General features: G+C 69.3%; 27 protein-coding genes. 12 read left to right on the forward strand and 15 right to left on the reverse strand.

Annotated features, from left to right (window positions below; translation table 11 throughout):
- Positions 1-20: 20 nt before the first annotated feature.
- The 10 genes from OPU67_RS07210 to OPU67_RS07255 form a co-directional block, all read right to left on the reverse strand.
- A complete protein-coding gene (locus tag OPU67_RS07210) occupies positions 21-1,490 on the reverse strand; it encodes a UDP-N-acetylmuramoyl-L-alanyl-D-glutamate--2,6-diaminopimelate ligase (protein WP_267618721.1) in 1,470 nt (489 codons plus the stop codon).
- Entirely contained in the window at positions 1,487-3,244 is a 1,758-nt protein-coding gene (locus tag OPU67_RS07215; RefSeq protein ID WP_420708975.1) for a peptidoglycan D,D-transpeptidase FtsI family protein, read from the reverse strand. The genes OPU67_RS07210 and OPU67_RS07215 overlap by 4 nt, the downstream gene beginning before the upstream one ends.
- A 2-nt stretch (positions 3,245-3,246) precedes the next feature.
- Positions 3,247-3,822 (reverse strand): hypothetical protein, encoded by a 576-nt coding sequence (locus OPU67_RS07220; RefSeq protein ID WP_267618725.1) that lies wholly within the window; start codon positions 3,820-3,822, stop codon positions 3,247-3,249.
- Positions 3,819-4,763 (reverse strand): 16S rRNA (cytosine(1402)-N(4))-methyltransferase RsmH, encoded by a 945-nt coding sequence (gene rsmH / locus OPU67_RS07225; RefSeq protein ID WP_267618732.1) that lies wholly within the window; start codon positions 4,761-4,763, stop codon positions 3,819-3,821. Before rsmH ends, OPU67_RS07220 begins: the two co-directional genes overlap by 4 nt.
- The gene (locus OPU67_RS07230; RefSeq protein WP_267618735.1) at positions 4,760-5,257 is read right to left on the reverse strand and encodes a division/cell wall cluster transcriptional repressor MraZ; all 498 of its coding nucleotides are present in this window, start codon (positions 5,255-5,257) and stop codon (positions 4,760-4,762) included. Before OPU67_RS07230 ends, rsmH begins: the two co-directional genes overlap by 4 nt.
- A 402-nt stretch (positions 5,258-5,659) precedes the next feature.
- Positions 5,660-6,466: a hypothetical protein gene (locus OPU67_RS07235; protein ID WP_267618742.1), complete on the reverse strand. Its 807-nt coding sequence runs from the start codon at positions 6,464-6,466 to the stop codon at positions 5,660-5,662.
- On the reverse strand, positions 6,447-6,857 hold the full coding sequence (locus tag OPU67_RS07240; RefSeq protein WP_267618743.1) for a hypothetical protein: 411 nt from the start codon (positions 6,855-6,857) through the stop codon (positions 6,447-6,449). Before OPU67_RS07240 ends, OPU67_RS07235 begins: the two co-directional genes overlap by 20 nt.
- The gene (locus OPU67_RS07245; RefSeq protein WP_267618744.1) at positions 6,854-7,894 is read right to left on the reverse strand and encodes a cysteine synthase A; all 1,041 of its coding nucleotides are present in this window, start codon (positions 7,892-7,894) and stop codon (positions 6,854-6,856) included. Before OPU67_RS07245 ends, OPU67_RS07240 begins: the two co-directional genes overlap by 4 nt.
- Positions 7,895-7,966: 72 nt before the next feature.
- Positions 7,967-8,341: a DUF1905 domain-containing protein gene (locus tag OPU67_RS07250; protein WP_267618746.1), complete on the reverse strand. Its 375-nt coding sequence runs from the start codon at positions 8,339-8,341 to the stop codon at positions 7,967-7,969.
- A gap of 19 nt (positions 8,342-8,360) precedes the next feature.
- Entirely contained in the window at positions 8,361-8,678 is a 318-nt protein-coding gene (locus OPU67_RS07255; RefSeq protein WP_267618747.1) for a 2Fe-2S iron-sulfur cluster-binding protein, read from the reverse strand.
- A 107-nt stretch (positions 8,679-8,785) separates the two neighbouring features.
- On the opposite strand from OPU67_RS07255, the gene OPU67_RS07260 reads away from it, so the two are divergent.
- Together OPU67_RS07260 and OPU67_RS07265 are read left to right on the forward strand one after the other, a co-directional pair.
- Complete coding sequence (locus OPU67_RS07260) at positions 8,786-9,403, forward strand: DNA-3-methyladenine glycosylase family protein (RefSeq protein WP_267618748.1); 618 nt, start codon at positions 8,786-8,788, stop codon at positions 9,401-9,403.
- A 304-nt stretch (positions 9,404-9,707) separates the two neighbouring features.
- Positions 9,708-10,511: an SDR family oxidoreductase gene (locus OPU67_RS07265; RefSeq protein WP_267618749.1), complete on the forward strand. Its 804-nt coding sequence runs from the start codon at positions 9,708-9,710 to the stop codon at positions 10,509-10,511.
- Here OPU67_RS07265 and OPU67_RS07270 read toward each other — a convergent pair.
- Positions 10,500-10,793: a 4a-hydroxytetrahydrobiopterin dehydratase gene (locus tag OPU67_RS07270; RefSeq protein ID WP_267618751.1), complete on the reverse strand. Its 294-nt coding sequence runs from the start codon at positions 10,791-10,793 to the stop codon at positions 10,500-10,502. The genes OPU67_RS07265 and OPU67_RS07270 overlap by 12 nt on opposite strands.
- A gap of 67 nt (positions 10,794-10,860) precedes the next feature.
- On the opposite strand from OPU67_RS07270, the gene ccmA reads away from it, so the two are divergent.
- Together ccmA and OPU67_RS07280 are read left to right on the forward strand one after the other, a co-directional pair.
- Positions 10,861-11,478, forward strand: coding sequence for a heme ABC exporter ATP-binding protein CcmA (ccmA, locus tag OPU67_RS07275; protein ID WP_267618752.1), 618 nt, complete (start codon positions 10,861-10,863; stop codon positions 11,476-11,478).
- The gene (locus OPU67_RS07280) at positions 11,475-12,125 is read left to right on the forward strand and encodes a heme exporter protein CcmB (RefSeq protein ID WP_267618754.1); all 651 of its coding nucleotides are present in this window, start codon (positions 11,475-11,477) and stop codon (positions 12,123-12,125) included. The genes ccmA and OPU67_RS07280 overlap by 4 nt, the downstream gene beginning before the upstream one ends.
- Positions 12,126-12,234: 109 nt before the next feature.
- Here OPU67_RS07280 and OPU67_RS07285 read toward each other — a convergent pair whose 3' ends face one another.
- The 3 genes from OPU67_RS07285 to OPU67_RS07295 all read right to left on the reverse strand — a co-directional run bounded on the left by OPU67_RS07285 (position 12,235) and on the right by OPU67_RS07295 (position 14,406).
- The gene (locus OPU67_RS07285; RefSeq protein ID WP_267618755.1) at positions 12,235-12,537 is read right to left on the reverse strand and encodes a GIY-YIG nuclease family protein; all 303 of its coding nucleotides are present in this window, start codon (positions 12,535-12,537) and stop codon (positions 12,235-12,237) included.
- 65 nt (positions 12,538-12,602) lie between these two features.
- On the reverse strand, positions 12,603-13,430 hold the full coding sequence (gene map / locus OPU67_RS07290; protein WP_267618788.1) for a type I methionyl aminopeptidase: 828 nt from the start codon (positions 13,428-13,430) through the stop codon (positions 12,603-12,605).
- Positions 13,431-13,461: 31 nt separating this feature from the next.
- The gene (locus tag OPU67_RS07295; protein ID WP_267618757.1) at positions 13,462-14,406 is read right to left on the reverse strand and encodes a DUF3298 and DUF4163 domain-containing protein; all 945 of its coding nucleotides are present in this window, start codon (positions 14,404-14,406) and stop codon (positions 13,462-13,464) included.
- A 66-nt stretch (positions 14,407-14,472) separates the two neighbouring features.
- Here OPU67_RS07295 and OPU67_RS07300 point away from each other — a divergent pair, with 66 nt between their 5' ends.
- The 6 genes from OPU67_RS07300 (at position 14,473) to OPU67_RS07325 (ending at position 20,236) form a co-directional block, all read left to right on the forward strand.
- Positions 14,473-15,870 carry a leucyl aminopeptidase family protein gene (locus OPU67_RS07300; protein WP_267618758.1) on the forward strand — a complete coding sequence of 466 codons (1,398 nt, stop codon included), beginning with the start codon at positions 14,473-14,475 and terminating at the stop codon, positions 15,868-15,870.
- 104 nt (positions 15,871-15,974) lie between these two features.
- Positions 15,975-16,334 (forward strand): hypothetical protein, encoded by a 360-nt coding sequence (locus tag OPU67_RS07305; protein ID WP_267618759.1) that lies wholly within the window; start codon positions 15,975-15,977, stop codon positions 16,332-16,334.
- A gap of 4 nt (positions 16,335-16,338) precedes the next feature.
- Positions 16,339-17,268 carry an N-acetyl-gamma-glutamyl-phosphate reductase gene (gene argC, locus OPU67_RS07310; RefSeq protein WP_267618760.1) on the forward strand — a complete coding sequence of 310 codons (930 nt, stop codon included), beginning with the start codon at positions 16,339-16,341 and terminating at the stop codon, positions 17,266-17,268.
- Between the two features lie 235 nt (positions 17,269-17,503).
- Positions 17,504-17,842 (forward strand): P-II family nitrogen regulator, encoded by a 339-nt coding sequence (locus OPU67_RS07315; RefSeq protein ID WP_054119870.1) that lies wholly within the window; start codon positions 17,504-17,506, stop codon positions 17,840-17,842.
- Between the two features lie 64 nt (positions 17,843-17,906).
- A complete protein-coding gene (glnA, locus tag OPU67_RS07320) occupies positions 17,907-19,316 on the forward strand; it encodes a type I glutamate--ammonia ligase (protein WP_267618766.1) in 1,410 nt (469 codons plus the stop codon).
- A gap of 140 nt (positions 19,317-19,456) precedes the next feature.
- A complete protein-coding gene (locus tag OPU67_RS07325) occupies positions 19,457-20,236 on the forward strand; it encodes an alpha/beta fold hydrolase (protein WP_267618769.1) in 780 nt (259 codons plus the stop codon).
- A 12-nt stretch (positions 20,237-20,248) separates the two neighbouring features.
- Here the strand turns inward: OPU67_RS07325 and OPU67_RS07330 are convergent, their stop codons facing one another.
- A complete protein-coding gene (locus tag OPU67_RS07330; RefSeq protein ID WP_267618772.1) occupies positions 20,249-21,505 on the reverse strand; it encodes a hypothetical protein in 1,257 nt (418 codons plus the stop codon).
- A 166-nt stretch (positions 21,506-21,671) separates the two neighbouring features.
- On the opposite strand from OPU67_RS07330, the gene OPU67_RS07335 reads away from it, so the two are divergent.
- Complete coding sequence (locus OPU67_RS07335; protein WP_267618775.1) at positions 21,672-22,631, forward strand: calcium/sodium antiporter; 960 nt, start codon at positions 21,672-21,674, stop codon at positions 22,629-22,631.
- Between the two features lie 191 nt (positions 22,632-22,822).
- Entirely contained in the window at positions 22,823-26,413 is a 3,591-nt protein-coding gene (locus OPU67_RS07340) for an autotransporter domain-containing protein (protein WP_267618777.1), read from the forward strand.
- Positions 26,414-26,444: the final 31 nt, after the last annotated feature.

Here is a 26,444-nt window from a genome sequence, read left to right on the forward strand (position 1 = left end):
GTGCGCAAGCGGCATATTCATCAGCACTGGCCTCCGGCGCAGGCGCGCGCCACCTCGACGTCGTCGAAAGCTTCGATCCGCATGGTCTCTCCCGATCCGAAAATCTGGCCCTGTTCGTGGCCCTTGCCGGCGATCAGCACGATGTCGCGCGCGCCCGCCTCGGCGATGGCGGCGGCAATCGCGGCGCGCCGGTCGCCGATGTCGCGCGCCCCCTCGCCCGCGCCCGCAAGGATCGCGGCGCGGATCGCGGCAGGGTCTTCCGAGCGCGGGTTATCATCGGTGACGATCACGAGGTCGGCGGCGCGCGCGGCGACGGCGCCCATCTCGGAGCGCTTGCCCGCGTCGCGGTCCCCGCCTGCGCCGAATACCACGATCAGGCGGCCGCCTTCGGCGACGTGCGGGCGCAGCGCGGCGATGGCGGCCTCGAGCGCGTCGGGCGTGTGGGCGTAGTCGACATAGGCAGGCGCCCCGGCGGCGTTGAGCGCGGCGCGCTCCAGCCGCCCGCGCACCGGCTGGAGCCGGGTGAGCGCGTCGAAGGCGGCGGAAGGCGCAACGCCTGTCGCCAGCGCGAGTCCTGCCGCGACCAGCGCATTGGCGGCCTGGTAGGCGCCGATCAGCGGCAGGTTCACTTTCCGCGCCTCACCTTGATGTTCGATGTGAAGAACCTGTCCCAACTGCCCGGGTTCGCGGGCGGTCAGCTTGAGGAAGGCGCCGCCCTCGCCGACCGTCAGCACCCTGAGGCCGCGTGCCTGGCCTTGCGCGATCGCCTTGGCGGTCCATTCCGACCCGTCACCCGCATCATGGATCACCGCCGGGCTGCCGGGTGCGACGACTTCGGTGAACAGCCGCATCTTGGCCGCGAAATAGGCCTCCATCGTGCCGTGGTAGTCGAGATGGTCGCGGCTGAAATTGGTGAAGGCGGAAGCCGCCAGCGTCAGCCCCTCGTTGCGGTACTGGTGCAGCCCGTGGCTCGAGGCCTCGTAGGCAACGTGGGAGACACCCTCGCGCGCGAGGCCCGCCATGTTGGCGAGGAAGGTCACGATGTCCGGCGTGGTGAGACCGGTCGAGACGCTCCCGTCGGGGGTGGTGACGCCGAGCGTCCCGATGCTCGCCGCGCGCTCCCCCGCCATGCGCCAGATCTGGCGGGTCATCTCGACGGTGGAGGTCTTGCCGTTGGTCCCCGTCACCGCGACGATGGTCTGCGGATAGGGCGCGAAGAAGCCTGCCGCGAGGCGCGCGAAGGCGCGGCGGGGGTTGGCGTCGGCGATGTGCAGCGCACCCTCGACTTGCGCTTCCGGGCGGGCGACCACCGCCACCGCGCCCGCCGCAATCGCTGCCGGAATGAAGTCCTCGCCATTGACGCTCGCGCCCTTGAAGGCGCCGAACACGGTGCCCGGCGCGACCTTGCGGTGATCGATGGCGAAGCCGGTCACCGGCGTATCGCCGTCCCCCGCCAGCCCGGCGGTCCGCAGCAGGTCCCCCAGCCTCATTCCCCGCCGCTCCGGTCGACCAGATAGCGCAGGTCCGAGATATCGACGTCGCGCGTGTCGTCGGGTTGCACGCCGAGCATCGGGCCGATGCGCGGCACCAGCTTGCCGACGATCGGCGCCGAGGTGAAGGCGGCGGTGCGCTGGAAGCTCGAAGCGACGGTGCCCTTGGGCTCGTCGACCACCACCACCACCACGTAGCGCGGCGCATCCATCGGGAAGGCGGCGGCGAAGGAGGAGACCAGCGCGGTCTTGTTGTAGCCGCCCGCACCCGCCTTCTCGGCCGAGCCGGTCTTGCCGCCAATCCGGTAGCCCGGCGCATTGGCGCTGCGCCCGGTGCCGTAGAGCGAGATCATCCGCAGCATCTGGCGCATCTTCGAGGAGGTCGATTCCTTGAACACGCGCCGCCCCTGCGGAACATCGGCCGGTGCGAGCTTCATCAGCGTCGCCGGGCGCCAGATGCCGCCGTTGACCATCGCCGCATAGGCGGAGGCGAGGTGCAGCGGGGTCACCGCAAGGCCGTGGCCGAAGCCGACCGTCATGTTGGTGACCCGGCTCCAGGCGCCCTTGGGCCACAGCGGCTTGCCCTTGCCGGGTAGTTCGATGAACGGGCGGCGGTCCATGCCAAGGTCCATCATCGCGCGGCGCAGCTTTTCCGGGCCCAGTTCATCGGCGATCCGCGCCGTCACGGTGTTGGACGAATGGACGAGCGCCTGGGGCGCGTTGAGGCTCGGCCCCAAGGGGTGCGAATCCTTGATCGTGCGGCGCCCGACCGGGACGGGCGCGGCGTTCCACTGGCGGCCGAGATCGCGCACCACGCCCGCATCGATGGCGGCGGCGACGGTCAGCGGCTTGAAGGTCGAGCCGAGCTCGTAGACCCCGTTGGTGGCACGGTTGAAGACATTGGGCGCCCCGGCCGCGCCGGCAGTGTTGGGATCGAACTCGGGGAGCGAGGCCATCGCCATCACCTCGCCGGTGTCGACATCGAGCACGATGCCCGCCGCGCCCAGCGCATTCGTCGCCAGCATCCCGCGCCGCAGCTCGTCCTCGAGCGCGCCCTGCACCCTGACGTCGATCGACAGCGCCACCGGATCGGTGCGGCTGGCGCGGCTGCTGAGGCGCTCCTCGAGCACCTCCTCCATGCCGATCTTGCCGCCCTTGTTCTCGACCACGTAGCCCAGCACATGCGCGGCCAGAGTGCCCTGCGGGTAGTAGCGGTCGCTCTCGCGCGGGATCTCGAGCGCGATCTCGCCCAGCGCGAAGACGCGGTTGGCCTCTTCGGGCAGGATGCGGCGGCGCAGATAGCCGGGCTTGCCCGAGGCGAGGCGGCGGGCCATGCGCGCCTCGTCGATATCGGGGAAGATCTTCTTGAGGCCTGCGGCGACCTCTTCGGGCGAATGGACCAGCGGCGAGCCCGTGTCGCCCATCGCCGAGGGTTCGAACCACAGGGCATAGGCCGGAAAGGCACGGGCCAGCGGGGCGCCGTTGCGATCGGTGATCTCGCCGCGCGGCGGCACCATCGCCTCCTCGAGGCTGGTGCGCTGCGGGGCCTGCCCGCCGAGCCCCAGCGAGACGATCCGCAGGAGCGCGATCAGCGCGATCAGCGCGAAGCCGGCGATCAGCCACAGCACCCGCAGCCGCGCCGACCACAGCAGCTGGGCGCGCAGGGTGACGCCCGGCAGGCGCCCGGCGGGGACGACAGGGATCGCGGCGTGATGGGCAGGAGCGGAGAGGCGGGCGGGGAAGGCCGCCATCATGTTCATTCGCCGCCACCCTTGCCCGCGGCCGGGGCGGTGTTGGCAAAGCGCGGCGTTTCGGCCCGGGCCGGACGGATCGGCGAGGCTTCGATCAGGAAGTCGCCGAAGGCCTGGGTGAAGACCGCGCCCGCATCCTTCTCGCTCCCCGCCGAGGCAAGCGTGACCTTCGCGCCCGACACCGGCGAGCGCATCGGCGCATCGGGCGCGGCGGCGGCCGGGCCGCCGGCAGCGTCGCTGCTCTCGGCGCGGGCCAGGCGGATCGGCGCGGGCCCGCCGGGGCCGCGCACCTCGCCGAGGCTCGCGAGCTGGCGCTCCCCGTCGAGGAACTGCCCGGCGCGCGGCGCGTCGTAGCCGAACTCGACCTGGTTCCACTCGGCGAGCTGGCGCTGGCTGGCGCGGGTCTCGAACTCGGTCTCGAGCAGCAGCTTCTCGCGCTGCAAGGCGATCAGCTGGCGTTCGGCGAGCAGCACCTCGCTCTTCACCGCGTGCACCTTGAAGCTGAGCACGATCACCACGACGAGACAGATCGCGAGAACCGCGACCCATCCCAGCGACCGGGCCTGAGAGCTGTTCATCATGCGGCGAGGCTCCTCGGGGCTGCGTGAGTGCGAACGGCGTGACGCAAGGTGGACGACCGGGCGCGCGGGTTGCGCGCGATCTCTGCCTCACCCGGGCGTATAGCCTTGGAAACCTGTGCGAACGTAGGCGCGGGACCGGGGATTTCCCCCGGCAGATGGCGCGAGACGGCTCGGCCTGCCGCAGAAGCGCTGCGCAGGAACTGCTTGACGATGCGATCTTCCAGAGAGTGGAAGCTGACCACCGCCAGCACGCCGCCGGGCACCAGCAGCGCCTCGGCGGCGGCAAGGCCCGCCTCGAGCTCGCCCAATTCGTCGTTCACATGGATGCGCACCGCCTGGAAGGTGCGGGTCGCCGGGTCCTTCTTGTCGTGCGGGCGGTGGCCGAGCGCGCGGCGCACCACGCGGGCAAGCTCGCCGGTGGTCGCCAGCGGGCGCGCGGCGACGATCGCGCGGGCGACCCGGCGCGACTGGCGCTCCTCGCCGTAACGGTAGAGCACGTCGGCGATCACCTCGACGTCGGCGGTGTTGAGGAAATCCGCCGCGCTCTCCCCCTCCCGGCTCATGCGCATATCGAGCGGGCCGTCGTGCATGAAGGCAAAGCCCCGCTCGCCCTGGTCGAGCTGCATCGAGGAGACGCCGATATCCATGACCACGCCATCGACCTGGGCGATGCCGATGGCGGCGAGTTCGTCGCGCATCGCCGAGAAGCGCGCCGGGTGGAGCGCGAGGCGCCCCGCGTAGCGGGCGACGAGCGCCCCGCCAGCGGCCACGGCATCGGGATCGCGGTCGAAGGCATGGACCTGCGCGCCCGCCTCGAGCAGCGCGGTCGTGTAGCCGCCGGCGCCGAACGTCGCATCGACGATGGTCAGCCCCTCGCGCGGGGCCAGCGCGGCGAGCACCTCGTCGAGCAGCACGGGGATGTGCGGGGCTTCCTGGCTCATTGCGCCGCCCCCTTCCGGGCGCTTGCCATCAGCGCCTCGCAGGCGGCCTGCGCGCCCTTCCATTCCGGCCCCATGCGCTTCAGCGCCTCGGGCGCCCAGACGAAGAAGAAGTCGCCGGCAGCGTGGAAATAGAGCCCGTCGTCGACCTGGCCGAGCCCGCGCAGGTGCTCGGGCATGACGAAGCGGCCGCTGTCGTCGAAGGTCACCTGGAGGAAGCCGAACAGCTGCTGGGCGCGCACGTCGCGGTCGAAGGAGGCATCGCCGAGGCGGATCGCGCGCTCCTCCTCGCGGTCGAGCTGCTGGTTCAACTGGTCGCGGCGGGACAGGCCGAAGCCGATCAGGCAGTCGAACTTGCCGTGCGAGGTGAGGCACAGGATGCGGTTGCCGCCCGAGCTTTCCTTGACCGCCTTGCGGAACTCGGAAGGGAGGACAAAACGGCCCTTCTCGCCCGCGGGCGAGTAGGCTTGGCCGTTATATCCCACAAATGCAGACACGTGCCTGCCGTCCCCTCTATCCCCCGCGAGGGGCCCACCAGCCCCTTCGCGCGCACTGATGCACTCGCTTTCCCCCCGGACACGCCTCCCCCGCACCGGCCGCACGTGTGCGGCACGGTCGCCCGGTCGCTCGGACCCAGCGAAAGACATTCAGGCGTGTCTGATGGACCCCGGTCATATCGGGGAAGGCGCGGGGATGGAAGGGTTTTTTGAGGGATTTCGCGGGAAATTTCGGTAAGTGCCTGTTATTAAATCAGGTTATTCTCCCCGCTGCGCCTTCGAGAGACGCTGCTGCCCTGCGGACTCCCCGTGCGAATCCGGATCGTCCCGCCGTTTCCCCGCGATTTCCCGCGCGTCCCCGGCCGCCGAGTCCCCGGCGTCCCGCGATTTCCCGCAGACCGTTCATCCGACCGCCTCCAGCACCACGGCGCGCAGCACGGCGCCGTTTTCGCCGGCGAGCTCGGGATGTTCGAACAGCGCGGCGTCGGCGATCAGCGTCACCTGCCCCTTGCCCACCCGGCACACCGCGATGCGCGCCGCGTGCCGCACACAGGCCTTGCCCGCCGCGCCCGGCAGCAGTGCGATGCTCCCCGGCCAGGCATAGGGCAGCCCCGCCCCGCCCGGCAGGGTGTCGGTGCCCGTTGCCGCAGCGTCGTCGGTGTCGGGAAGCGGCGCCGCGATGCTCATGCCCCAGCGCGCCACCACCGGGGGGATGATCGCGCTTCCCGGCGGATGGCGCGGGTCCACGATCGGCAGGTCGTAGTCCCCGGTCAGCAGCGGATCGAGCACCATCAGCAGGCGCCCCCCGCCCCGCACCCAGTCGTCGAGCGCGACATTGTCGGCGGGCGACAGCCCGCGCGGCTGGATCACCGCGAGGCGCGCAAGGCCTGCCAGCGGATCGGTCGGCGGCGCGCCGGGGGCAAGCGCGGGAATGCGCGAGAGGGTGTCGAGCGGCTCGAGCGTGAAGGCGCGCTCCAGGGCTGCGCGCTGCCATGGCACCGCGGCGGTGCCGGCGGCAATCGCGGCGACGTCCGCGCCGAGCGGATGATAGAGCGGAAGGCCCGTCAACAGCCCGAGCCGGGGGCGGGTCGCGGGCGCCGTCTCGGCCGGCGCGGCAGCGGCCGAGCCCGTCTCCGACGGCGCGGCCCGGCACCCTGCCAGCAGCGCGATCAGCGCGGCGGCGGCGATGCTAGCGCGACGGGGCGACATTGCCGGGCGCCGCGCCCGGCGGGGGCAGGTCGAGCGGCGCTACGCTCGGCGAGGGGCTCGGCGGGATCGCCATGTCGGGCACCACGCCCGCATCGGCGAGCGGGTTGGCCCCGGCGGCGGGCGGCCCCGGCTCGGTGGTCGGCGCTGCCTCCGGCACGGCCAGCCGGTCGGTCTTTTCGACCTGCCCGCCGATGATGCTGGCGAGGCCGACGAGCAGCACCATCGCCCCGATCCCGAACAGCCCGACCTGCACGCGCTGCACCGCCTCGGCCCGGGCGAGGCCGGCGGCGGGAAGCTCCACCTCGGCGGCAGGCGCCTCGCTCGCGGCCGAATGGAACAAGGTGCGCTGGTTGAGGCGCAACAGCTTTTCGCGCAGCGAGAGCCGGCTCATGCCGCCGCCTCCACGCCGGGCGCGGGGGTGCGCGCCAGCCAGTCGAACACCGGCAGGCCCTTCGCCGCCAGCCATTCGGGGTTGTAGAGGGTGGACAGGTAGCGGAAGCCCGTGTCGCACAGGATCGTCACCACCTGCGGCCTCTCGCGCCCCTCGGCGACCAGTTCCCGGCCCAGCGCCACCGCGCCCGCGACGTTGATCCCGCTGGAGAGGCCGAGGCACAGCCCCTCCTCGCGCAGCAGCCGGGCGACCCAGACGAGGCCCTCCTCGTCGCTGATCCGGTATTGCGTGTCGATCGGCGCGCCCTCGAGATTGGCGGTGATCCGCCCCTGCCCGATCCCCTCGGCGACCGAGGAGCCCTCTGCCCGCAGCTCGCCGTGAGCAAAGTAGTTGTAGAGCGCCGCCCCGTGCGGATCGGTAAGCGCGATGCGGATGTCGGGGCTCTTCTCCTTCAGCCCCATGCCCACCCCGGCGATCGTCCCGCCGGTGCCCGCCGCGCAAGTGAAGCCGTCGATCCGTCCGCCGGTCTGCTCCCAGATTTCCTGCGAGGTGCCCTCGATATGGGCCTTGCGATTGGCGACATTGTCGAACTGCCCGGCCCACACCGCCCCCGGCATCTCCTCTGCCATGCGGCGCGAGACGTGCTGGAAATGGCCGGGATCGGAATATTTGGTCGGCGGGACGAGCACCAGCTGCGCTCCCAGCGCACGCAGGGTGTCCATCTTCTCCTTGGACTGGTTGTCGGGCATGACGATGATCGTCCGGTAGCCCAGCGCATTGGCGACCAGCGCGATGCCGATGCCGGTGTTGCCGGCCGTCCCTTCGATCACCGTGCCGCCGGGCTTCAGTTCGCCCCGGCTTTCCGCGTCGCGGATCATCCACAGGGCGGCGCGATCCTTGACCGAAGAGCCGGGATTGGCGAATTCGCACTTCCCCCAGATGTCGCAGCCGGCCTCTGCGGAAGGGCCCGCAAGGCGGACGAGCGGGGTGTTGCCGATAAGCGCGAGGGTATCGCCAAAGGGGCGGGTGATGTTCATGGGGGCGAAGGTAGGCGCTGAGGCCGCGCGGGGCAATGACCTAGGCAAGGAGGCCTTGCGCAGCTGGCCGCATCAAGCCAGCGCCAGCACCGCCTCCACGTCGCTGCCCTCGGCGAGCTTTTCGGCCTTGCGCACCGCGGCCTTGAGCGGAAGCATCCAGCCGCCATGCGCCTTGGAGGGAAACAGCGAGGTCCGCCAGGTCGTCGCGCCGATCGTCGCCTCGATCCGCACCGAGCCCCAGGCATCGGCCCTCGCCGCCGCCGAACGGATCGCCTGCGCGGTCTCGCCGGCGATGATCAGGAAATACCACGAGCCCTTGGCCGGCGCGCCGTCGCTGCCCTGCCACAGCCAGACCGGGCCTTTCACCGTCCACGGCCCGGCCGCGGCGGAGCCCTCCGGCACGTGGCCCAGCTCGTCGCGCAGGAAACGGGCGAGCTCGGCGTCCAAAACCGACGTCCCGACGCGCTCAGTCTTCCGGGGCGATGGTGACGTGCAGCCCGTCGAGATCGCTGGTGAAGGGGATCTGGCACGACAGGCGGCTGGTGGCCACGCGGTGATCGGAGGATTCGAGGAGGTCGTCCTCGTCCTCGCTCATCTTCGGCAACCTGTCGGCGAAGGCCGGGTCGACGACCACGTGGCAGGTCGCGCACGAACAGCACCCGCCGCACAGCGCCAGAAGCTCGTCGAAGCCGTTGTCGCGGATCGCTTCCATCACCGTGAGGCCGTCTGCGACCTCGATCTCGCTGGTGGCGCCTTCGCGGGTGGTGACGACCAGTCTGGGCATGGAGCTCGGTTCCTCTTCGATGGATTGAGCGCACGACAAGGCGCTGTGCGTTTGCGGCACGGCTGCTAAGGGACTTGGCCGCGCAAGGCAAGTTGAGGAAAGTGCCCATGGGACTGACGGCGGAAAAGTTGCGCGGCGATCTCGATGCGCTGGGCGCGCGAGAGCCGGCGGTGGCGGCGGCGCTGGAGCGGGTCGGCTACCCCGAGCCGCGTCTGCGCGAGCGCGGTTTCATCACCCTGTTGCGCACCATCGTCGGCCAGCAGGTCTCGGTCGCGGCGGCGGCCTCGATGTGGCGGAAGCTGGAGGCGGAGCTGGGCGAGGGCTTTACGCCGGAATGCCTGCTGGAGCGCGACTTCGACACCCTGCGCGCCTGCGGGCTGTCGCGCCAGAAGCAGTCCTATGCGCGCTCGCTGTGCGCGCTGGTGGCAGCCGGCGAACTGGACCTCCACGCGCTGCCCGCGGACGACGAGGAGGCGATCGCGCTCCTCACCCGCATCAAGGGCATCGGGCGCTGGTCGGCGGAAATCTACCTGCTCTTCGCCGAAGGCCGCCCCGACATCTGGCCCGCGGGCGACCTCGCGGTGCAGGAGGGGGTGAAGCGGCTGCTGGGCTTGGAGGAGCGCCCGGCGGAGAAGGCGACGCGCGCGCTGGCCGAAGGCTGGTCGCCGCAGAGGGGGGCGATGGCGATCTTCACCTGGCACTACTACGCCAACCCGGCGATGTGATGGCGGGTCCGCTGGTCGCGTTTGCAGCCCGGAAGCTGCCGTTCAGGAACCGAGCCCAATCCAGCATTCCCCGTCACCCCAGCGATAGCTGGGGCCTAGGGCCACAAAATGCGGTGCTTGCCGACCTGGGTCCCAGCTTTCGCCGGGATGACGAGAACGGCAGAAAACCACCCCGTTGCGGTCATTCGCACCCCATTTGCACCGCACCGAAACCTGCCGCTATGCAATCGCCCCACTCTCCCTGCTGACAAGCCTGTCAGTCCGCTCTAGGTAAGTTGCAAACAGCAATCCGAGAGGGGACCCCATGACACAGCGCTCCATCTTCATCACCGGCGGCGGGTCGGGAATCGGCCGGGCGAGCGCGCAGCTGTTCGCGGCGCGGGGCTGGTTCGTGGGGGTCGCCGACATCAACGAGGCCGGGATGCAGGAGACGCTCGTCGGAATCGCGGGCGAAGCCAAGTGGGCGGGCCGCCTCGACGTGCGCGACCGGGCGGCGTGGGACGAGAGCCTCGCCGCCTTCGCCGCGGCGGCAGGCGGGCGGATCGACGCGGTGGTGAACAATGCCGGGATCGGCACCGGCGGGTCGCTCGCCGAGCTCGACCCCGAGGAGATCGACCGCTGCCTCGACATCAATCTGAAGGGCGTGCTCTACGGCGCGCAGGCGGCCTACCCCTATCTGAAAGCCACCGCCCCCGGCTCGGCCCTCGTCAACATGGCGAGCGCTGCGGGCATCGCGGGATCGGCGGGGATGAGCGTCTATTGCGCCACAAAGTTCGGGGTGCGCGCGGTCAGTGAGAGCCTCGATGCCGAATGGGCGCCTGACCGCATCACCGTCGCCTCGGTGTGCCCCGCCTTCATCGACACCCCGCTCCTCAACGGCACGGGAAATCGCAAGTCGAACGAGCAGATCCGCGACCGGGTCAAGGCCGCAGGGCTCGAGATCAGCCCTGTCAGCCATGTCGCCGAGGCTGTCTGGGAGGCGGTGCACGGCACGAAGCTCGACTACTTCGTGGGCCCGACCTCCAGGCGCATGGCCTTCGCCAAGCGGTGGATGCCGGGCAAGGTCAGGAAGCAGCTCAGGAACAGCCTCAGGCCGCTAGGCCAGTAAGGCATCCATCGCCGCCGCCATCTTCGCGTCGCGCGCCGAGAGCCCGCCCGCGTCGTGGGTGGTAAGCGTCACCTCCACCCGGTTGTAGACGTTGAACCATTCGGGGTGATGGTCCTGCGCCTCGGCGAGGAGGGCCACGCGGTTCATGAAGCCCCAGGCCTCGGAGAAGTCCTTGAACCGGAAGGTCCGGGCAATCGCCTTGCCCTCGCGGGCGAGCATCCATTCGGGGTGCGCGGCGAGCAGCGCGGCGACGTCGTCGGGGGTCAGTTCGGCAACGGACATGAGGGCACTTCCTGCAAAAAGGGGTTCGCTTGTCGGCTCGGGGGCTTTTCCCTAAGGCTGCGGGCCAATGCAAGCCTCGCCCGCATCGCTGATCGCCGCAAACATCGCCTGCCGCAGGGGCGAGCGGCTGCTGTTCCGGCGGCTGTCCTTCGGCCTCGAGCCCGGCCAGGCGTGCCACGTCACGGGCGCGAACGGGGCGGGCAAGACGACCCTGATCCGCGCGCTCGCTGGGCTGACCAGGCCCTTTGCGGGCGAGGTGCGGCGCGAGGGCGCCCTTGCCCTCCTCGACGAGCGCACCGGGCTCGATCCCGACCTGCCATTGGGCCGGGCGCTGGCCTTCTGGTTCGGCATGGACGGGGCGAGCGCGCGCTCAGCGATCATGGCGCGCCTCAGGCTCGAGGGCCTTGCCGAGGTGCCGGTGCGCTACCTCTCGACCGGCCAGAGGAAGCGCGCGGCGCTCGCCCGGGTGCTGGGGCAGGCAGCGCCGATCTGGCTTCTGGACGAGCCCTTATCGGGTCTCGACACCGCCTCGCAGGCCCTCGTCGCCGATCTGGTCCGCGCGCATTGTGCGGGTGGCGGGATCGCGCTGATCGCCTCGCACCAGCCGATGGACGTGCCCGGCATGACCAGCTTCGCGATCGAGGACTTCGCCCCCGCCGGGTCAGATGAGGAGGAGGAGGCATGATCGTCCCGCTCCTCCGCCGCGACCTTGCGCAGTTCTTCCCCTTCACCGGGAGCGGCGCGGCGCTGCCGGTGGTGTTCTTCGTCGCGGTGGCGATGCTCTTCCCCTTCGCGGTCGGGCCGGATGCAAACCTCATGGCGAAGACCGGCGGGGGCGTGGTGTGGATCGCGGCGCTGCTCGCGGCGATCCTGCCGCTGGAAAAGCTGGTGGCCCGCGACATCGCGCTCGGTTTCTTCGATCAGCTCCGCCTGCGCGGCCTTGCCGAGGAGGCGATGATGGCGGTGCGCCTCCTCGCCCACTGGCTGAGCTTCGGCCCACCGCTGCTGCTGGCGACCTTCCCGGCAGCCGCCCTCCTCAAGATCGAGGGCGAGACCTTCCGCCTGCTGCTGGGGGGCCTCGTCGCGGGCACGCCCGGCCTCGCCGCCATCGGGCTGATGATAGCCGCCCTCACCGCGTCCTTGCGCGCGGGCGCGGCGCTCTCAGGCCTGATGCTGATCCCGCTCGCCCTGCCCATCCTGATCTTCGGCGCAGGCGCGCTGGCGCGGCAGGACGCGGCAAGCCTCGGCTTCGTCGGCGCGATCAGCCTGCTGCTGGTGGCGATAGCGCCCTTTGCGGCAGGGGCAGCGATCAGGGCTGCGCGGGAGAACTAGGCCTCCCGGCGGGAAGAAAGGAAGCGGGGCCCCGGCTCAAGGCCGGGGAGGCGATGAAGTGCCTTAGAATTTGCGCGTCTCCCCGGGCTTGACCCGGGGCCCCGCTTCTTCAGGAGAGCAGATCGTCGTAAAGATCGCGCCAATTCGCGTTCGCCTTCTCGATCAGCTCGATCTTCCAAGCGCGATGCCAGCGCTTCAGCCGTTTCTCCTGGTCCATCGTCTCCTGCATCGTCGGGAAGCGTTCGGCCCAGACAAGGCGGGTCAGGCCATGCTCGGCGCAAAAGCGAGAACCATGCCCCTCGCGATGCAGGGAGACGCGCGACGCCAGATCGGCGGTAGATCCAACGTAGAGCGTCCCGCGATAGCGGTTGGCCATGATGTAGACCCAGCCGCCGTGCTGGTAGCGATCCATGGAGTCAGGAAGAAGCAAGCGGGGCCCCGGGTCAAGCCCGGGGAGACGATACGGCGAGGCCGTCCTCACACGTAAGGCGGGCAGTCCCGCCCGGTCGGGCTCTTCGTGAAGATCTCGTTCCCCGTCTCGGTAATCGCGATCGAGTGCTCGAACTGCGCCGAGAGGCTCTTGTCCCGCGTCACCGCGGTCCAGCCGTCGCCCAACACCTTGGCCCAGGGCTTGCCGAGGTTGATCATCGGCTCGATGGTGAAGAACATCCCCGGCTTCAGCTCCGGCCCGGTCCCCGCCCGCGCGGCGTGGACGACCTCGGGGGCGTCATGGAACAGGCGCCCGAGGCCGTGGCCGCAGAACTCGCGCACCACGCCGTAGCGATATTGCGCCGCGTGGGCCTCGATCGCCGCGCCGATATCCCCGAGCCGCGCGCCGGGCTGCGCGGCGGCGATGCCGAGCATCAGGCATTCATAGGTCACCTCGACCAGCCGCCGCGCCTTCAGCGTCGGCTCGCCCGCGTAGAACATCCGCGATGTGTCACCGTGCCAGCCGTCGACCAGCGGGGTCACGTCGATGTTGAGGATGTCGCCGTCCTTCAGCACCTTGTCGCCCGGAATGCCGTGGCAGATCACGTGGTTGATCGAGATGCAGGAGGAATGCGCATAGCCGCGGTAGCCGAGCGTCGCGGGGATCGCGCCGGCATCGAGCATCATGCCCCGGATCGCATCGTCGATCGCGCCCGTCGTCACCCCAGGCCGCACCAGCTCCACGCAGGCATCGAGGATCTCGGCGGCGAGGCGCCCCGCCTTGCGCATCCCTTCGAAGCCTGCGGCGGTGTGCAGCTTGATGGAGCCGTCGCGATAGACGGTCTCATCGCCGTCGACGAGTTGGTAATCGTGCATCCGCGCCATATAGCGCGGATGCACGAAAAAGCTACTCGCCCTTGGCGAAAGCGTCGCGGTAGCGGGGCTTCACGGCGCTCAGCACCTCGGCGGTGACGGGGATCGTGATCTCGTACTGCCCTTCGGCATAGGACCCGGCGACATAGGGATCGGCGATCAGGCCGATGCGGTCGAACCCGGTCTTGCCCGCAGAGCCGAGCAGCACGGTCAGGTCCTTGATCGGCGGGCAGGGGAAGACGCTGTCCTCGCCCACGTCCGCGCCCAGCCGCTTGCGCCGCTCGGCTTTGAGGAGCTTGCAGAAGCGCGTGCCGAGCGCGTCCTGCATGGCCTTTTCCGAGGCGAACAGGTCCTCGGGCGTGAGCGCCTGCTTTGCGGTGCGATCCCACACCAGCCCGCCCGATCCGGAATTGCCGTGCGCGCCGCCCGAATATTCGTAGAAGGCCTGGGACAGCGACAGGTAGCCCGGCAGGTCGGCGACCACCTCCCAGGTCTTCTGGAGGTCGCGGTTGACACAGGCCACGCAGTCGCTGTCGCCGAATTCCTTGAGCGCATCCTGCCACTCGGCCTTCTGGTCGGCGAGGAGCTTGTCGCGCTCGGCGGTGAACTGCGTGACCAGCTCGGGCACGGCGGCAACCTCGGCGGGCCAGGAATAGGCGAAGTCGCGCTTGGCGGCATTGTCGCCGCTGCCCTTGCTCTCGTTGTCGGTGAACGCGACGGCGCCCGCGGCGGGGGATGGCGGCGCGGCCGGCGTGGCGGCGGCGTCGGCCGCCGGGGTGGCGGCGAGCCCGGCCTTGTCGGCGATCTCGTCCGGGCTCGAACAGGCCGCAAGCAGCGCGATGGCGGCAAGCGCGGGCCAGCCCGCGCAAAGCGCCCCTTCGCCCCGTCCCAGCCGCCGCAAAGTGGGCGCCAGACCCCTGCCAGACCCCTGCCAGACCCCCGCCAGCCCGGCCTTTCCTTCGTGTTTCACGTGAAACATCGCAGCTCTCCCCTCATCCCCCGAATCTGCTGGTGACATCGTGCAGCGCGTGATTATGGAACGGGAATGAGCGAAGCCAAAGCACTGATCCGCCCCGACCGCGGCGAGGACGCCATTGCCATCCATCTCGTGAACAAGGAGGGGTTCGAAGCCTTCGCCAAGGGGCTCTCCCCGGGCCAGCGCGCGGCGCTGGCGGCGCAGAAGTTCGAGGGCGCGGGTTACAGCTATGCCATTGTTCCCGATGGGGATTCCTGGTTCGTGGTGAGCGGGGTGGCGAACCCCGAAAGCCTCTCCTCGTGGTGCCTCGCCAAGCTCGCCGAGGACCTGCCCGAGGGGGTCTATCGGCTGGCGAGCGAGTCCGGCGGTTCGGGGCCGGGCCCGGCGATGTTCGGCTGGATCACCGGCCAGCACCGCTTCGTGCGCTACAAGAGCGAGGACAAGGGCGCCGGCCCGCGCGTGCTGCTGACCGCGCAGGTGGCGCAGATCGAGAGCCAAGTTGCTGAAGCTCAAGCGGAATTGCTGGTGCGCGAGCTGGTCAACGCGCCGCCCGAGGACATGGGCCCCGCCGCGCTCGAGGCCGAGTGCGAGCGGCTCGCGAAAGCCTGCAAGGCCCAGCTCGCCGTGGTGCGCGGCGATCAGCTCGAGCAGGACTACCCGATGGTCCACGCCGTCGGCCGTGCGGCCGCCCGCCACCATGCGCCGCGGCTGATGCATCTGACCTGGGGGGATCCTACGCACCCGGTGCTGGCGGTGGTCGGCAAGGGGGTGTGCTTCGACAGCGGCGGGCTCGACATCAAGCCCGCTTCGGGCATGCGCCTGATGAAAAAGGACATGGGCGGCGCCGCCCATGCCATCGCGCTCGCCGGGCTGGTCATGGAGGCGCGGCTGAAGGTGCGGCTGCATCTGCTTGTTCCGGCTGTGGAAAATGCGATCTCCGGAAGCGCCTTCCGGCCCGGGGACATCCTCAGGAGCCGCAAGGGGCTGACAGTGGAGATCGACAACACCGATGCCGAAGGGCGCCTGATCCTCGGCGATGCGCTGACCCGCGCCTCGGAGGAAGCACCTGATCTGATTGTCGATTTCGCCACGCTGACCGGGGCGGCTCGGGTGGCGCTGGGCCCTGATCTCCCCGCCCTCTTCGCCCGCCGCGACGCAACCGCCGAGGCCTTTCTTGCCGCTGGCAAGGCGCACGACGACCCGGCTTGGCGATTGCCGCTGCCGGAATCCTACCGCGAATACCTCGCCTCCGATGTCGCCGACATGGCGAACTCCGCCGCCAACCCCTTCGCCGGGGCAAGCGTCGCCGGGCTGTTCCTCGACCGTTTTGTGGGCGAGGGGATCGACTGGGTGCATTTCGACACCTTCGCCTGGACCCCCGCCCCCAAGCCCGGCCGCGCGCGCGGCGGGCGCGGTCTCGGCCTGAGGGCCGCATGGCATGCGATCCGGGCCCGCTACGCCGAGTGAGAGTGGGGCCTGACCTTGCCCCGCGTCCCGCTTGCCGCTAACGGGCCTGCCACGCCGCGCTCCGGGGAGAGCGGGCGGCGAGCAGCGAAGGCGACGGAACGGGAATGAGCGCGAGCCGCGTGGAAAGCGAGTATGCAGTGCCGGCGGGCGTGCTGGGCCTCAAGGGCCCGGTCGAGAAGCCTGCGCCCGGCACGCTGCCGCTGCGCGGGGACCTGGCCCATATCGCGCTGGCAGGAAGCCACCTCGCCGCGCATTACGTGATCCCCCATGTCCACGCCGTCGGCCCCGCCGGGGCGGGCCTCAGGCTCACCCCGCGCGGCGATGCCGAGGTCTTCGCGACGCTTCCCGCGGGCAGCCGGTTCGAACTGCTCGACGTCGCGGGCGAGTGGGTGTGGGGCTGCCCCGGACCGCAGGGCCCGAGCGGCTGGTGCCGGGCGGCCGAACTCGCCCCGGCGGAAGGCTGAGGACGTGGCGACACGCCTGTTCATCGACGGGGCCGTGGGGACCACCGGGCTCGAGATCCGCGAGCGTTTGCAGGGGCGTGATGAGTTCGACCTGATCCTTCTGGACGACGACCGGCGCAAGGACGAGGCCGCCCGCCGGGACGCGCTCCATGCCGCCGACATCGCGATCCTGTGCTTGCCCGACGAGGCGGCGAAGGAGGCGGTGCGGCTTGCCCAAGGATCGGGCACGCCGCTCATCGACGCTTCGAGCGCACACCGCGTGGCCGAGGGCTGGACCTATGGGTTTCCTGAGCTGATCGGGCGCGAGGCGATCGCCTCTGCCCAATTTGTGAGCAACCCTGGGTGTTACCCCACCGGCTTCCTTGCGCTGGTCGCGCCGCTCGTCCGCGCCGGGCTGCTGTCGGCCGATTGGCCCTACACCGTCAACGCCGTCAGCGGCTATTCCGGGGGCGGCAACGCCCTGATCGACCGCTTCGCCGCCGAGCCAGACATCGCCTTTCGCGCCTACGGTCTCCAGCTCGGGCACAAGCACCTCGCCGAAATGCAGGCCTGTGCCGGCCTCGCCCATGCGCCGGTCTTTTCGCCGAGCGTGATCCCGGCGCACCGCGGGATGGTGGTCGACGTGCCCCTACCGCTCGCCGCGCTGCCGGGACAGCCGCAGGCTGAGGCGCTGCACGGCGCTCTTTGCGCTTTCTACGCCGGAAGCGTGATCGTCACCGTCGCGCCCCTTGCCCCCGCGCCGTCCGAACTGCTGCTTAGCAAGGACGCAGTGCCGTGGGACGGCCTGAGGCTGCACGTCTTCGGCACTGCCGATGGCACGCAGGCGCGGCTGGTGGCGGTGCTCGACAATCTCGGCAAGGGCGCGAGCGGGGCGGCGATCCAGAACCTCAACCTGATGTGCGGATTGCCCGAGGCGACGGGTCTCTCCCTGTAGAATCCCTCACCTCTGCCCAAAATGTAGGCAGCATGCGCTGAGTTGCTGTGCACCATTGCGCACTGCACCATAATCTTGCTACCCGATCCGCAACGGCGAAAGACTTCCCGGCCCCTGAGTCTTCGGGCGGCAAGGATCGTACGCAGCCATCATCTAAGAGCTTGGCACGGTTCTTGTTAAGAAGCGGTCAGCATCCAAGGCCCCTCGCGCACCGGGCCGAACGGACGGGGACGACGTGAAAAAGATCGAGGCGATCATCAAGCCCTTCAAGCTCGACGAGGTGAAGGAGGCCCTGCACGAGATCGGCGTGTCCGGCATCACCGTTACCGAAGCCAAGGGGTTCGGGCGGCAGAAAGGCCATACCGAGCTCTACCGCGGCGCCGAGTATGTCGTCGACTTCCTGCCCAAGGTGAAGCTCGAGGTGGTGGTGGCCGACGATCAGGCCGAGCGCGTGGTCGAGGCGATCGCCGCCGCGGCGCAGACCGGCCGCATCGGCGACGGCAAGATCTTCGTCACCGCGATCGAGAGCGCGCTCAGGATCCGCACGGGCGAGACCAACGACGACGCGATCTGACCCTTCCCGTTTCCGGCGCGCCGCGGTGGCGGGCCGGCCAAGAACAACCTCGGAGGCAAAACCAATGTCGAAAGTGCAAGACGTCCTCAAGAAGATCAAGGACGAGGAGATCGAGTGGGTCGACCTGCGCTTCACCGACCCGAAGGGCAAGTGGCAGCATCTCACGATGGTCGCCAGCGTGATGGGCGAGGACGAGCTCGAGGATGGCCTGATGTTCGACGGCTCGTCGATCGCCGGCTGGAAGGTCATCAACGAAAGCGACATGATCCTGAAGCCGGACCTGTCCGAAACCTGGATCGATCCCTTCAGCGCCACCCCGATGCTGGTCATCAACTGCGACATCGTCGAACCTTCGACCGGCGACTGGTACAGCCGCGACCCGCGCACCACCGCCAAGCGCGCCGAGGCCTACCTCAAATCCACCGGTATCGGTGACACGGTCTATGTCGGCCCCGAGGCCGAATTCTTCATGTTCGACGACGTGCGTTTCGAGGACGGCTACGCCGGCTCCGGCTTCGCGATCGACGACATCGAGCTGCCGGGCAACACCAGCAAGGAATACGAGCAGGGCAACATGGGCCACCGCCCGCGCGCCAAGGGCGGCTACTTCCCGGTCGCGCCGGTCGACAGCGCCGTCGACATCCGCGCCGAGATGGTCACCACCATGCTCGAGATGGGCCTGCCCTGCGACAAGCACCATCACGAGGTCGCCGCCGCGCAGCACGAGCTGGGTCTGACCTTCGGCACGCTGGTACAGACCGCCGACCGGATGCAGATCTACAAGTACGTCGTGCACCAGGTCGCCCACGCCTACGGCAAGACCGCGACCTTCATGCCCAAGCCGATCAAGCAGGACAACGGCTCGGGGATGCACACCCACATGTCGATCTGGAAGGACGGCAAGCCGATGTTCGCGGGCAACGAATACGCGGGCCTTTCGGAAATGTGCCTCTACTACATCGGCGGCGTCATCAAGCACGCCAAGGCGCTGAATGCCTTCACCAACCCCACCACCAACAGCTACAAGCGGCTGGTGCCGGGCTTCGAGGCGCCGGTGCTGCTCGCCTATTCGGCGCGCAACCGTTCGGCCTCGTGCCGCATCCCCTATGGTGCGGGCGACAAGGCCAAGCGCGTGGAATTCCGCTTCCCCGATGCGATGGCCAACCCCTATCTTGCCTATTCGGCGCTGCTGATGGCAGGTCTCGACGGGATCGAGAACAAGATCCACCCGGGCGAGGCGATGGACAAGAACCTCTACGATCTGCCTCCGGCCGAACTCGCCGAAGTGCCGACCGTGTGCGGCAGCTTGCGCGAGGCGCTGGACTCGCTGGCAGCCGATCACGAATTCCTGCTGAAGGGCGACGTCTTCACCAAGGACCAGATCGAAAGCTATTGCGAGCTCAAGTGGGAAGAGGTGATCCGCACCGAGACCACCCCCTGCCCGGTCGAGTTCGACATGTACTACTCGATGTAATCCGGCCCGCAGGGCATGTTTGCGAAGGGGCGGAAGGATCGGATCCTCCCGCCCCTTTTTCCTGCGCGAAAGGCTGGCGCACCGACGTAGCGCCTGCTACGTGATTCGCGGGGTCGCACCGCGTCGGGAGGATTGGGGCAGTGGAGGGGGTAGCAAACGGGATTCGCTGGTCGGCACAGGGACGCCCGCACGAGGATCAGGCGAGCGTGCTGTTCATCCACGGCGCGGGCGCCAACCGGGCGGCGTGGTGGCAGCAATTCGCCGCCTTCGCGCCAGCACACCACGTGATCGCCTACGACCTGCCCGGCTTCGGCGAATCCGATGCCGCCGATCCAGCCCGACTTCCCGAGCAGATGATCGAGGCCGCCGTGGCGGTGCTCGCCGCTGCCGGCGCGACGCGCGCCAAGGTCGTGTGCCAGTCGCTCGGCGGATGGACCGGGGTGCGCCTCGCCCTCGCCAGGCCCGATCTCGTCGAAAGCCTTGTCTTGTGCTGCACGCTCGCCGGGATCGCCCACCCGCCCGGCCTCCAATCCTTCGCGCAGGCGCGCGTTCGCATGGGCCAGCGCGGGCCCGCTGCGCTCGCGCTGACGGAGGGGTTCATCGCCGCCGCGCCGCTGATGACCTCGCTCTACAGCCAGCTTGGTGCCTACAATCCTCCCGCCGATCCCGCGCTGGCCGAGAAGCTGTTCGGGCCTGACGCGCTTGTACCGCTTGACCAGCTCGCCGCGATCGCGGCGCCGGTCCTGATCATCGCTGGCGAGCACGATCCGATCTGGCCGCCCGCGGCGCTTGCCGGGCTGCTGCCGCATTTTGCCGACGGGCGGATGACGGTGCTCCCTGGCGCGGGGCATTCGCCCTATTTCGAGGAGCCTGCCAGCTTCAATGCGCTGATTGCCGAGTTCCTGGGCCTGACGATCTGAGCCGCAGCGCGGCTATTCGCACAGCCCAGCCGCGCGCTCCGCCAGTCCCTTGAGACCGCGGCACTTGGGCTTGCGCGGCGCGGGCGGCGGCGCGGCGGCGCCGCGCGCCTCGCGCATCTCGCCCGCGTCCATATCGCCCATGTCCATCCCCGGCAGCACCGTGGTCGCCGAGCGGAACCGGACGCGGGCGATCCATTCGAGGTTCCAGGGTTTCTTCGCATCGGCGGGGCGCGGCGGATAGGCGAAGTCGACCTGCGGTCCGTAGGCCTGAAGGTTCACCATCATGGCATCGCCCGCCGCCTTGACGACTTCGGCGGGGATCGCGCATTCGCGCTGCTCGGGCGGCATCACCGTCCCCGCCTCGACGAGGCGGCGGACGCCGGCCGGGGAGATCCAGTCCCACAGCGGCCCGCCGAAGGCCTGCTGCTGCGAGGACGCCCACCACACCATCTCGACCGGCCGTCCTCCGCGCTCGTCCTTCGCGCCCATCGCCCAGGCATAGTATCCGGTCGCGCGGTCGAGACCGCCCCAAGCAAGGTTGTAGCCCCCCGCGCGGGTCGCCCGCGTGGTGGCGGCGAGCGGCGGCATGAAGTCCTCGGCGAGATTGAAGCTGATCTCCTTGGAATAGTTCGACGCGATCCGGTGCGCGCCGAGCAGCGAGGCGGCCGACGGCACCTGGCGGGTCTCCCGTCCACTCGGCCAGGAGGTGTAGGTCCGGCTGTTGGTGTCGGTAATCCGCCAGTCGTCGGGCAGGTCGATGGGATTCATGTAGAGGCCGGGCGGCACCTGGCCTTTGGCGAGCTTGGCAAAGTCGATCACCACCGGCTGGCCCGGCGCCGCGCGCTCGCCGCAGCCCCAGTAGAGGAGGAGCCGCCCGCTGGGCTGCTCGAAGCTTCCCTCCATCGGTGTGCCTGGCTGGCGCAGAAGCGGGAGGAGGCGCACCGAGGTGCCGAGACCTGCGCCCTGCGGCATGAAATGGTCGGCCTGCGCCTGTCCCGCGGTCAGGGGTGCGGCGGGCGCCGTGCTCGCCCCGTGATGGAGATTGAGCGTGCGGATCGGCTTGGGCGCGCCGCCCTGCATCATGCTCATCATCGCGCCCATGCCCCCGCCGCCTGCGCCCATCGCGCCGAAGCCGCTCATGGTCGCTGCATCCATCGCATAACGAAGCGGCGCCCTGCCCGAGGATTGCGAGGACGCGGTGCCGGCCACGAACAGGCTGCCTGCCGCGAGCGCGCCGACCGAGATCGCCGCCAGAAGAGATGTGCGCATGATGTCCCCCCTTGCCTCCCCGCCCCCGCGAGGTCTCCGGGCGGCCAGCCATCGGACCGCCTTTCGCGGAGCCAGAATATCCTGTCGCGCCCCTTGCGCAAAGTCGTTTCGCCACCGCCCGACCCTGTGCTTGCGCGGACGGACGGGCGCTGCCATGACCGCAGGCATGATGTCATCGATAGCCCTAGTCGCCGGAGGTCTCGTGCTGCTCGCCATCGGCGGGGAACTGCTGGTGCGCGGCGCTGTGGGCATGGCGTCTCGGCTAGGCATCTCGCCTTTGCTGGCAGGCCTCACGATCGTCGGCTTCGGCACTTCGACGCCCGAGCTCGCAACCAGCGTGCAGGCCGCGCTCGCGGGTTCGCCGGGGATCGCGATCGGCAATGTCGTCGGCTCGAACATCGCCAACATCCTGTTCATCCTCGGGCTCTCGGCAGTGATCCTGCCGTTGTCGGTCAATCCGGCGTCGTTCCGAAGGGATTCGATCGCACTCGGGGGATCGGCGTTGCTGTGCACGGGGGCGGTCGTTTACGGCGTGCTCGGCGCCCTGACCGGCATCACGCTGATCGCCTGCCTCGTCGGGTACATCTGGTGGGCCTACAAATCGGAGAGCGCCGCGCCCTGCCCCGAAGGCGAGCGGCACGAACACGAGGCGGCCGACGTGTCGGTTCCGCCCCAGGCCGGCCCGCTGGTGCTCGGCGCCATGATCGTGGCCGGGCTCACCGCTGCCATCTTCGGCGCCGGGTGGCTGGTCGAGGGTGCGGTGGTGCTGGCGAGCGCGGCGGGGGTTTCGGAAAGCGTCATCGGGCTCACCGTGGTGGCGGTCGGCACCAGCCTGCCCGAACTCATCGCCTGCATCGTCGCGGTGCTGCGCAAGCACGAGGACGTGGCACTGGGCAACGTTGTTGGCTCCAACATCTACAACCTGTGCGGGATCCTCGGCATCACCGCGCTGATCGAGCCGATCGCGGTGCCGGCCGAGATCGCGGGCTTCGATATCTGGGTCATGCTCGGCGTCACTGCGCTGCTGCTGGTGCAACTGCGCAGCGGATGGCGGCTGTCGCGCGTCGAAGGTGCCCTCTTGGTGGCGCTTTACGCGGCATACACCACGTTTCTCGTGCTTCGCTAAGCACCGTTTCGGCAACAACCTCAGCCCGCTCGGATGCTGACGCCACCGCAAGAATCTAACATGATGCAGGATTGCCACGCCCGGAAGTAAATGTTCTGTGCCTCTTGCCCTGTGATCGCTGCTGATTAGTGTGCGCAGCCTTACCGGATTTCCCCTTATGATTCCGGTTCGTAACAGGGTTGAGGTATATCATGATCAAGAACGATCGCCGGCTGCGTCCGGCGCTTATGACGAGCGTGGCAATGCTGGGTGTGGCGCTGGGCTCGGGCGCGGCTCATGCCGAGACGAACGCTCCGGCGACGAACCCCCGGCTCGACATCACCGAGGTTGAAGATGTCCGTCACGGCATGACGGCGGCCGACTTCGCTGTCGCCGAGGAAGCGGTCCGCGCCCGCCAGACTGCGCTCTCGACCACGCTCGAAACTTATGTTGGCGAGATCACGGTCGACCGGCCGCAGATCGTCATCGGTCAGCCGGGCACGCCGACCACCGCGCTCGACCCGGTCAACATCAACGGCATCGGCCAGATGATCGTCGCCACCCCGAACCCGGCGGGCGGTGTCGGCCTTGGCCTGTGCACCGGGTCGCTGATCAACCCGCGCACCGTGCTGTTCGCCGCGCACTGCGTCAACACGCGCGCCGCCACCGCCTACGGCTCGGCGTCGGGCGGCGTGGCGATCGGCTTCGGCTTCAACAACTCGAACAACACGACGCAGCCCGGCCAGCCGGCCGGCACCTCGCCGCTGCTCAACTGGCTGTTCGGCTCCACCGCGCAGAACCGTGCGGCGTTCACCACGAGCACGGCGGAAAACTTCTACACCGTCAACGGGCTCGTCTATAACCCCCTGTCGCTCGAACCGGCGGCGCAAGGCTTCCTCTACGGCGACGTGGCAATCGCCTCGCTCGACACGCCGGCGCGCAACATTCCGACCTGGGCGCTGCTGCTGTCCGCGTTGACTCCGCCGACCAACTCCACGCCGGAAAACGGCACAGGCTATCACGTGGTCCTGAGCGGTTATGGGCGCAACGGCGTCGGCAACCTCGGGGACACGGGCGCGGTCGACTACCGCCGCCGCGTGGCCGAGAACTGGCTGGGCGCGCTGACCTCGTTCAACACCCGCGACACGGTCCTGTTCGGCGGGTTCTCGGTCAATCGTCCGCAGAACCTCTACTGGGTCGACTTCGACGATCCGCGTCGCGGTACGGCCGCGGCCACGACCCTCGACTTTAACGTCTTCCGTGACAACCCGCTGCCGAGAGAAGGCACGACAGCAGGCGGCGACTCGGGCGGCCCGCTGATCCTCGACCGCACCTTCGACCGCCAGGTGGTGATCGGCGTGCTGTCGGGCGGCTCGCGCTTCTTCGGGACGCAGCCCTTCTCGAGCTACGGCACGGCGTCGTTCTACCAGCCGCTCTACCTCTACTGGGACTGGATCGCGGCCAACAACCCCTACCGCTACGTCGGCGCGGTTGCCGGGAACGGCAACTGGGAAGATCCGACCCGCTGGGTTTCGCTTCAGGATCCCAACTACTTCATCATCGGCCCCAACGGTCAGCTGGTGAACGGCACCCCGTCCTTGCGCGGCGAACAAAGCCTCGGCTCGTCGGGCCAGTTCGGCGAGATCTGTGTGCAGGGGACGATCACCGCGGCGATCGGCCCGAACCAGTGTCGCAACCTCGCGACCGGCCGCACCGTCAACACCACCGGCGGCGTCGGCGGTCGGAACGTCTCCACCGGCGACAGCGCCGGCATGGGCGATGACATCACCAACAACTTCGGCACCGACACCATCGACGGCACCGGAGCGGTGATCGCGAATGGCACCCTCGGCGGCACCACGCTGACGGGTTCGGAAGAGACGTCGTTCAACACCGCCCTCACGTTGCCCGCACCGACCATCGCCAACGGCCTGCCGGGTGCGACCAACTTCGTGCCCAACAACACCGCCGGCAACCGGCTCCAGGGCATGCTGCCGCGCTACTTCGACGTGACGCTGGCCAACAGCGGCACGACGACGCTCAGCAGCGCCGTGACCATCGACAAGCTGACGGTGCGCGGCCTTGCCGGCCTCACCATCGCCAGCAACGGCCAGCTGACCGCGCTCAACGACGTGACGCAGCTCGGCGGCATGATCAACGTCAACGGCCGCCTCAACTCGGTCAACGACATCTTCATCCTCTCCGGGATGCTGCAAGGCACGGGCACGATCACCGCGCCGTTCGTCAACAGCGTCGCGGGCACGATTGCACCGGGCACCAACGGGACGGTCGGTACGCTTTCGGTGGCCGGCAACCTCGTCCTCGCCTCGGGCACGACCTACCTGCTCGACGTGGCGGGCGCCGATTCCGACCGGATCGCGGTGACCGGCCGCGCCAGCGTCGGGGGCCAAGTGGTCGTCGGCACCGGGATCGCCGGACAGGTCAACGGCCTTGGCCGCCAGTTCACCATCCTCACCGCCACCGGCGGGGTGACCGGCACCTTCGCCGCCCAGAGCCTCTCGCCGATCCTCAGCCAGCAGTTCACCTATCAGGCGAACGCGGTGCTGATGCAGATCCGCGCGGCGAGCTACGGCACGGTGATCGACGGCAACAATCCGGTGCAGCGGGCCTATGCGCAGCTGTTCGACCAGAACCGCTCCAACGCGGCGCTGGCCGGGCTCTACGCGCTCGACTTCGCCTCGGTCGACACCATCCGCGGCACCTTCAACGCGCTTGCGCCGGTGAACGAGCAGGCGGTGCTGTCGATCTCGGCGCAGAGCGTCAACTTCCTGCAGAACTTCAACGACGCCCGTCTGCGCGAAGCCGACCGGGACCGGGCCGGCGGCAAGATCGCCATCACCGGCCGGCCGCTGGAGCTGGCGCAGATGAGCCTTTCGCCGATGGGCCAGCCGCTCGGCGGCGCGGTGATGGCGCTGCAGGACGGGGCCGAGAACACCGAGATGCGTGAAGCGAACCTGCCCGACAATATCGCGATCTTCCTGTCGGGCGGCTATGTCACCGGCAACGTTGGTGAGCTTCCGGGCTACAACCAGCGCCGCGACATGGAAGGCTTCTATATCGCCGGCGGCGTCGAGTACTATCCGGGCGAGCGCACCATGCTGGGCTTCTCGGGCTACTACAGCTCGCTCGATGCCGATACCCCGCTTGCACAGCGGACCGAAAGCTCGACCTATGCGGCCTCGATCTACGCGCGGCACCAGCTCGAGGGCGGCGTCAACTTCGATGGCCAGTTCAGCATCGGCAGCGTCGGCTTCGACACCCGCCGCACGGTGCAGTTCCTGGGCGCGACGCAGAACCTGCGCTCGTCGTCGGACGACCTGCTGATCTCGGGTGCGCTCGGCCTGTCCTACGATATCGTGACCGGCATCGGCACGATCTCGCCGGGCATCGAGGGCCGCTACGCGAGCATCAACCTCGAGACGATCAACGAAGATGGTGGCACGCTCGGCCTTGCGGTCGCGCGCCGGAACTTCAAGAGCACCCAGGCCCGCTTCGGCTTCGACTATGCGAAGCGCGGCGAGGTCCTGACGCTCAACGCCACCGCCAAGATGGTGTGGGAGTTCCAGAACGGCCCGAACGTGCTCGCCGCCAACTTCGCGCAAGGGATCGGCCCGTTCGCCAACTTCACGCTCCGCAGCCCCGATCAGGCGTGGGGCGAAGTGGGGGCGAGCGCGACCTTCGGAAAGGGTCCGTTCACCTTCACCGCAGGCTACGACACCACCATCGGCCGCCAGTATGCCGATGCGCAGGTTGTGCGCGGGACGGCGACCTTCCGCTTCTGATCGCCAGACAGCGGCACAAGAAAGGGGGGGG

Source organism: Erythrobacter sp. WG (assembly GCF_026586795.1).
Lineage (GTDB): Bacteria > Pseudomonadota > Alphaproteobacteria > Sphingomonadales > Sphingomonadaceae > Erythrobacter.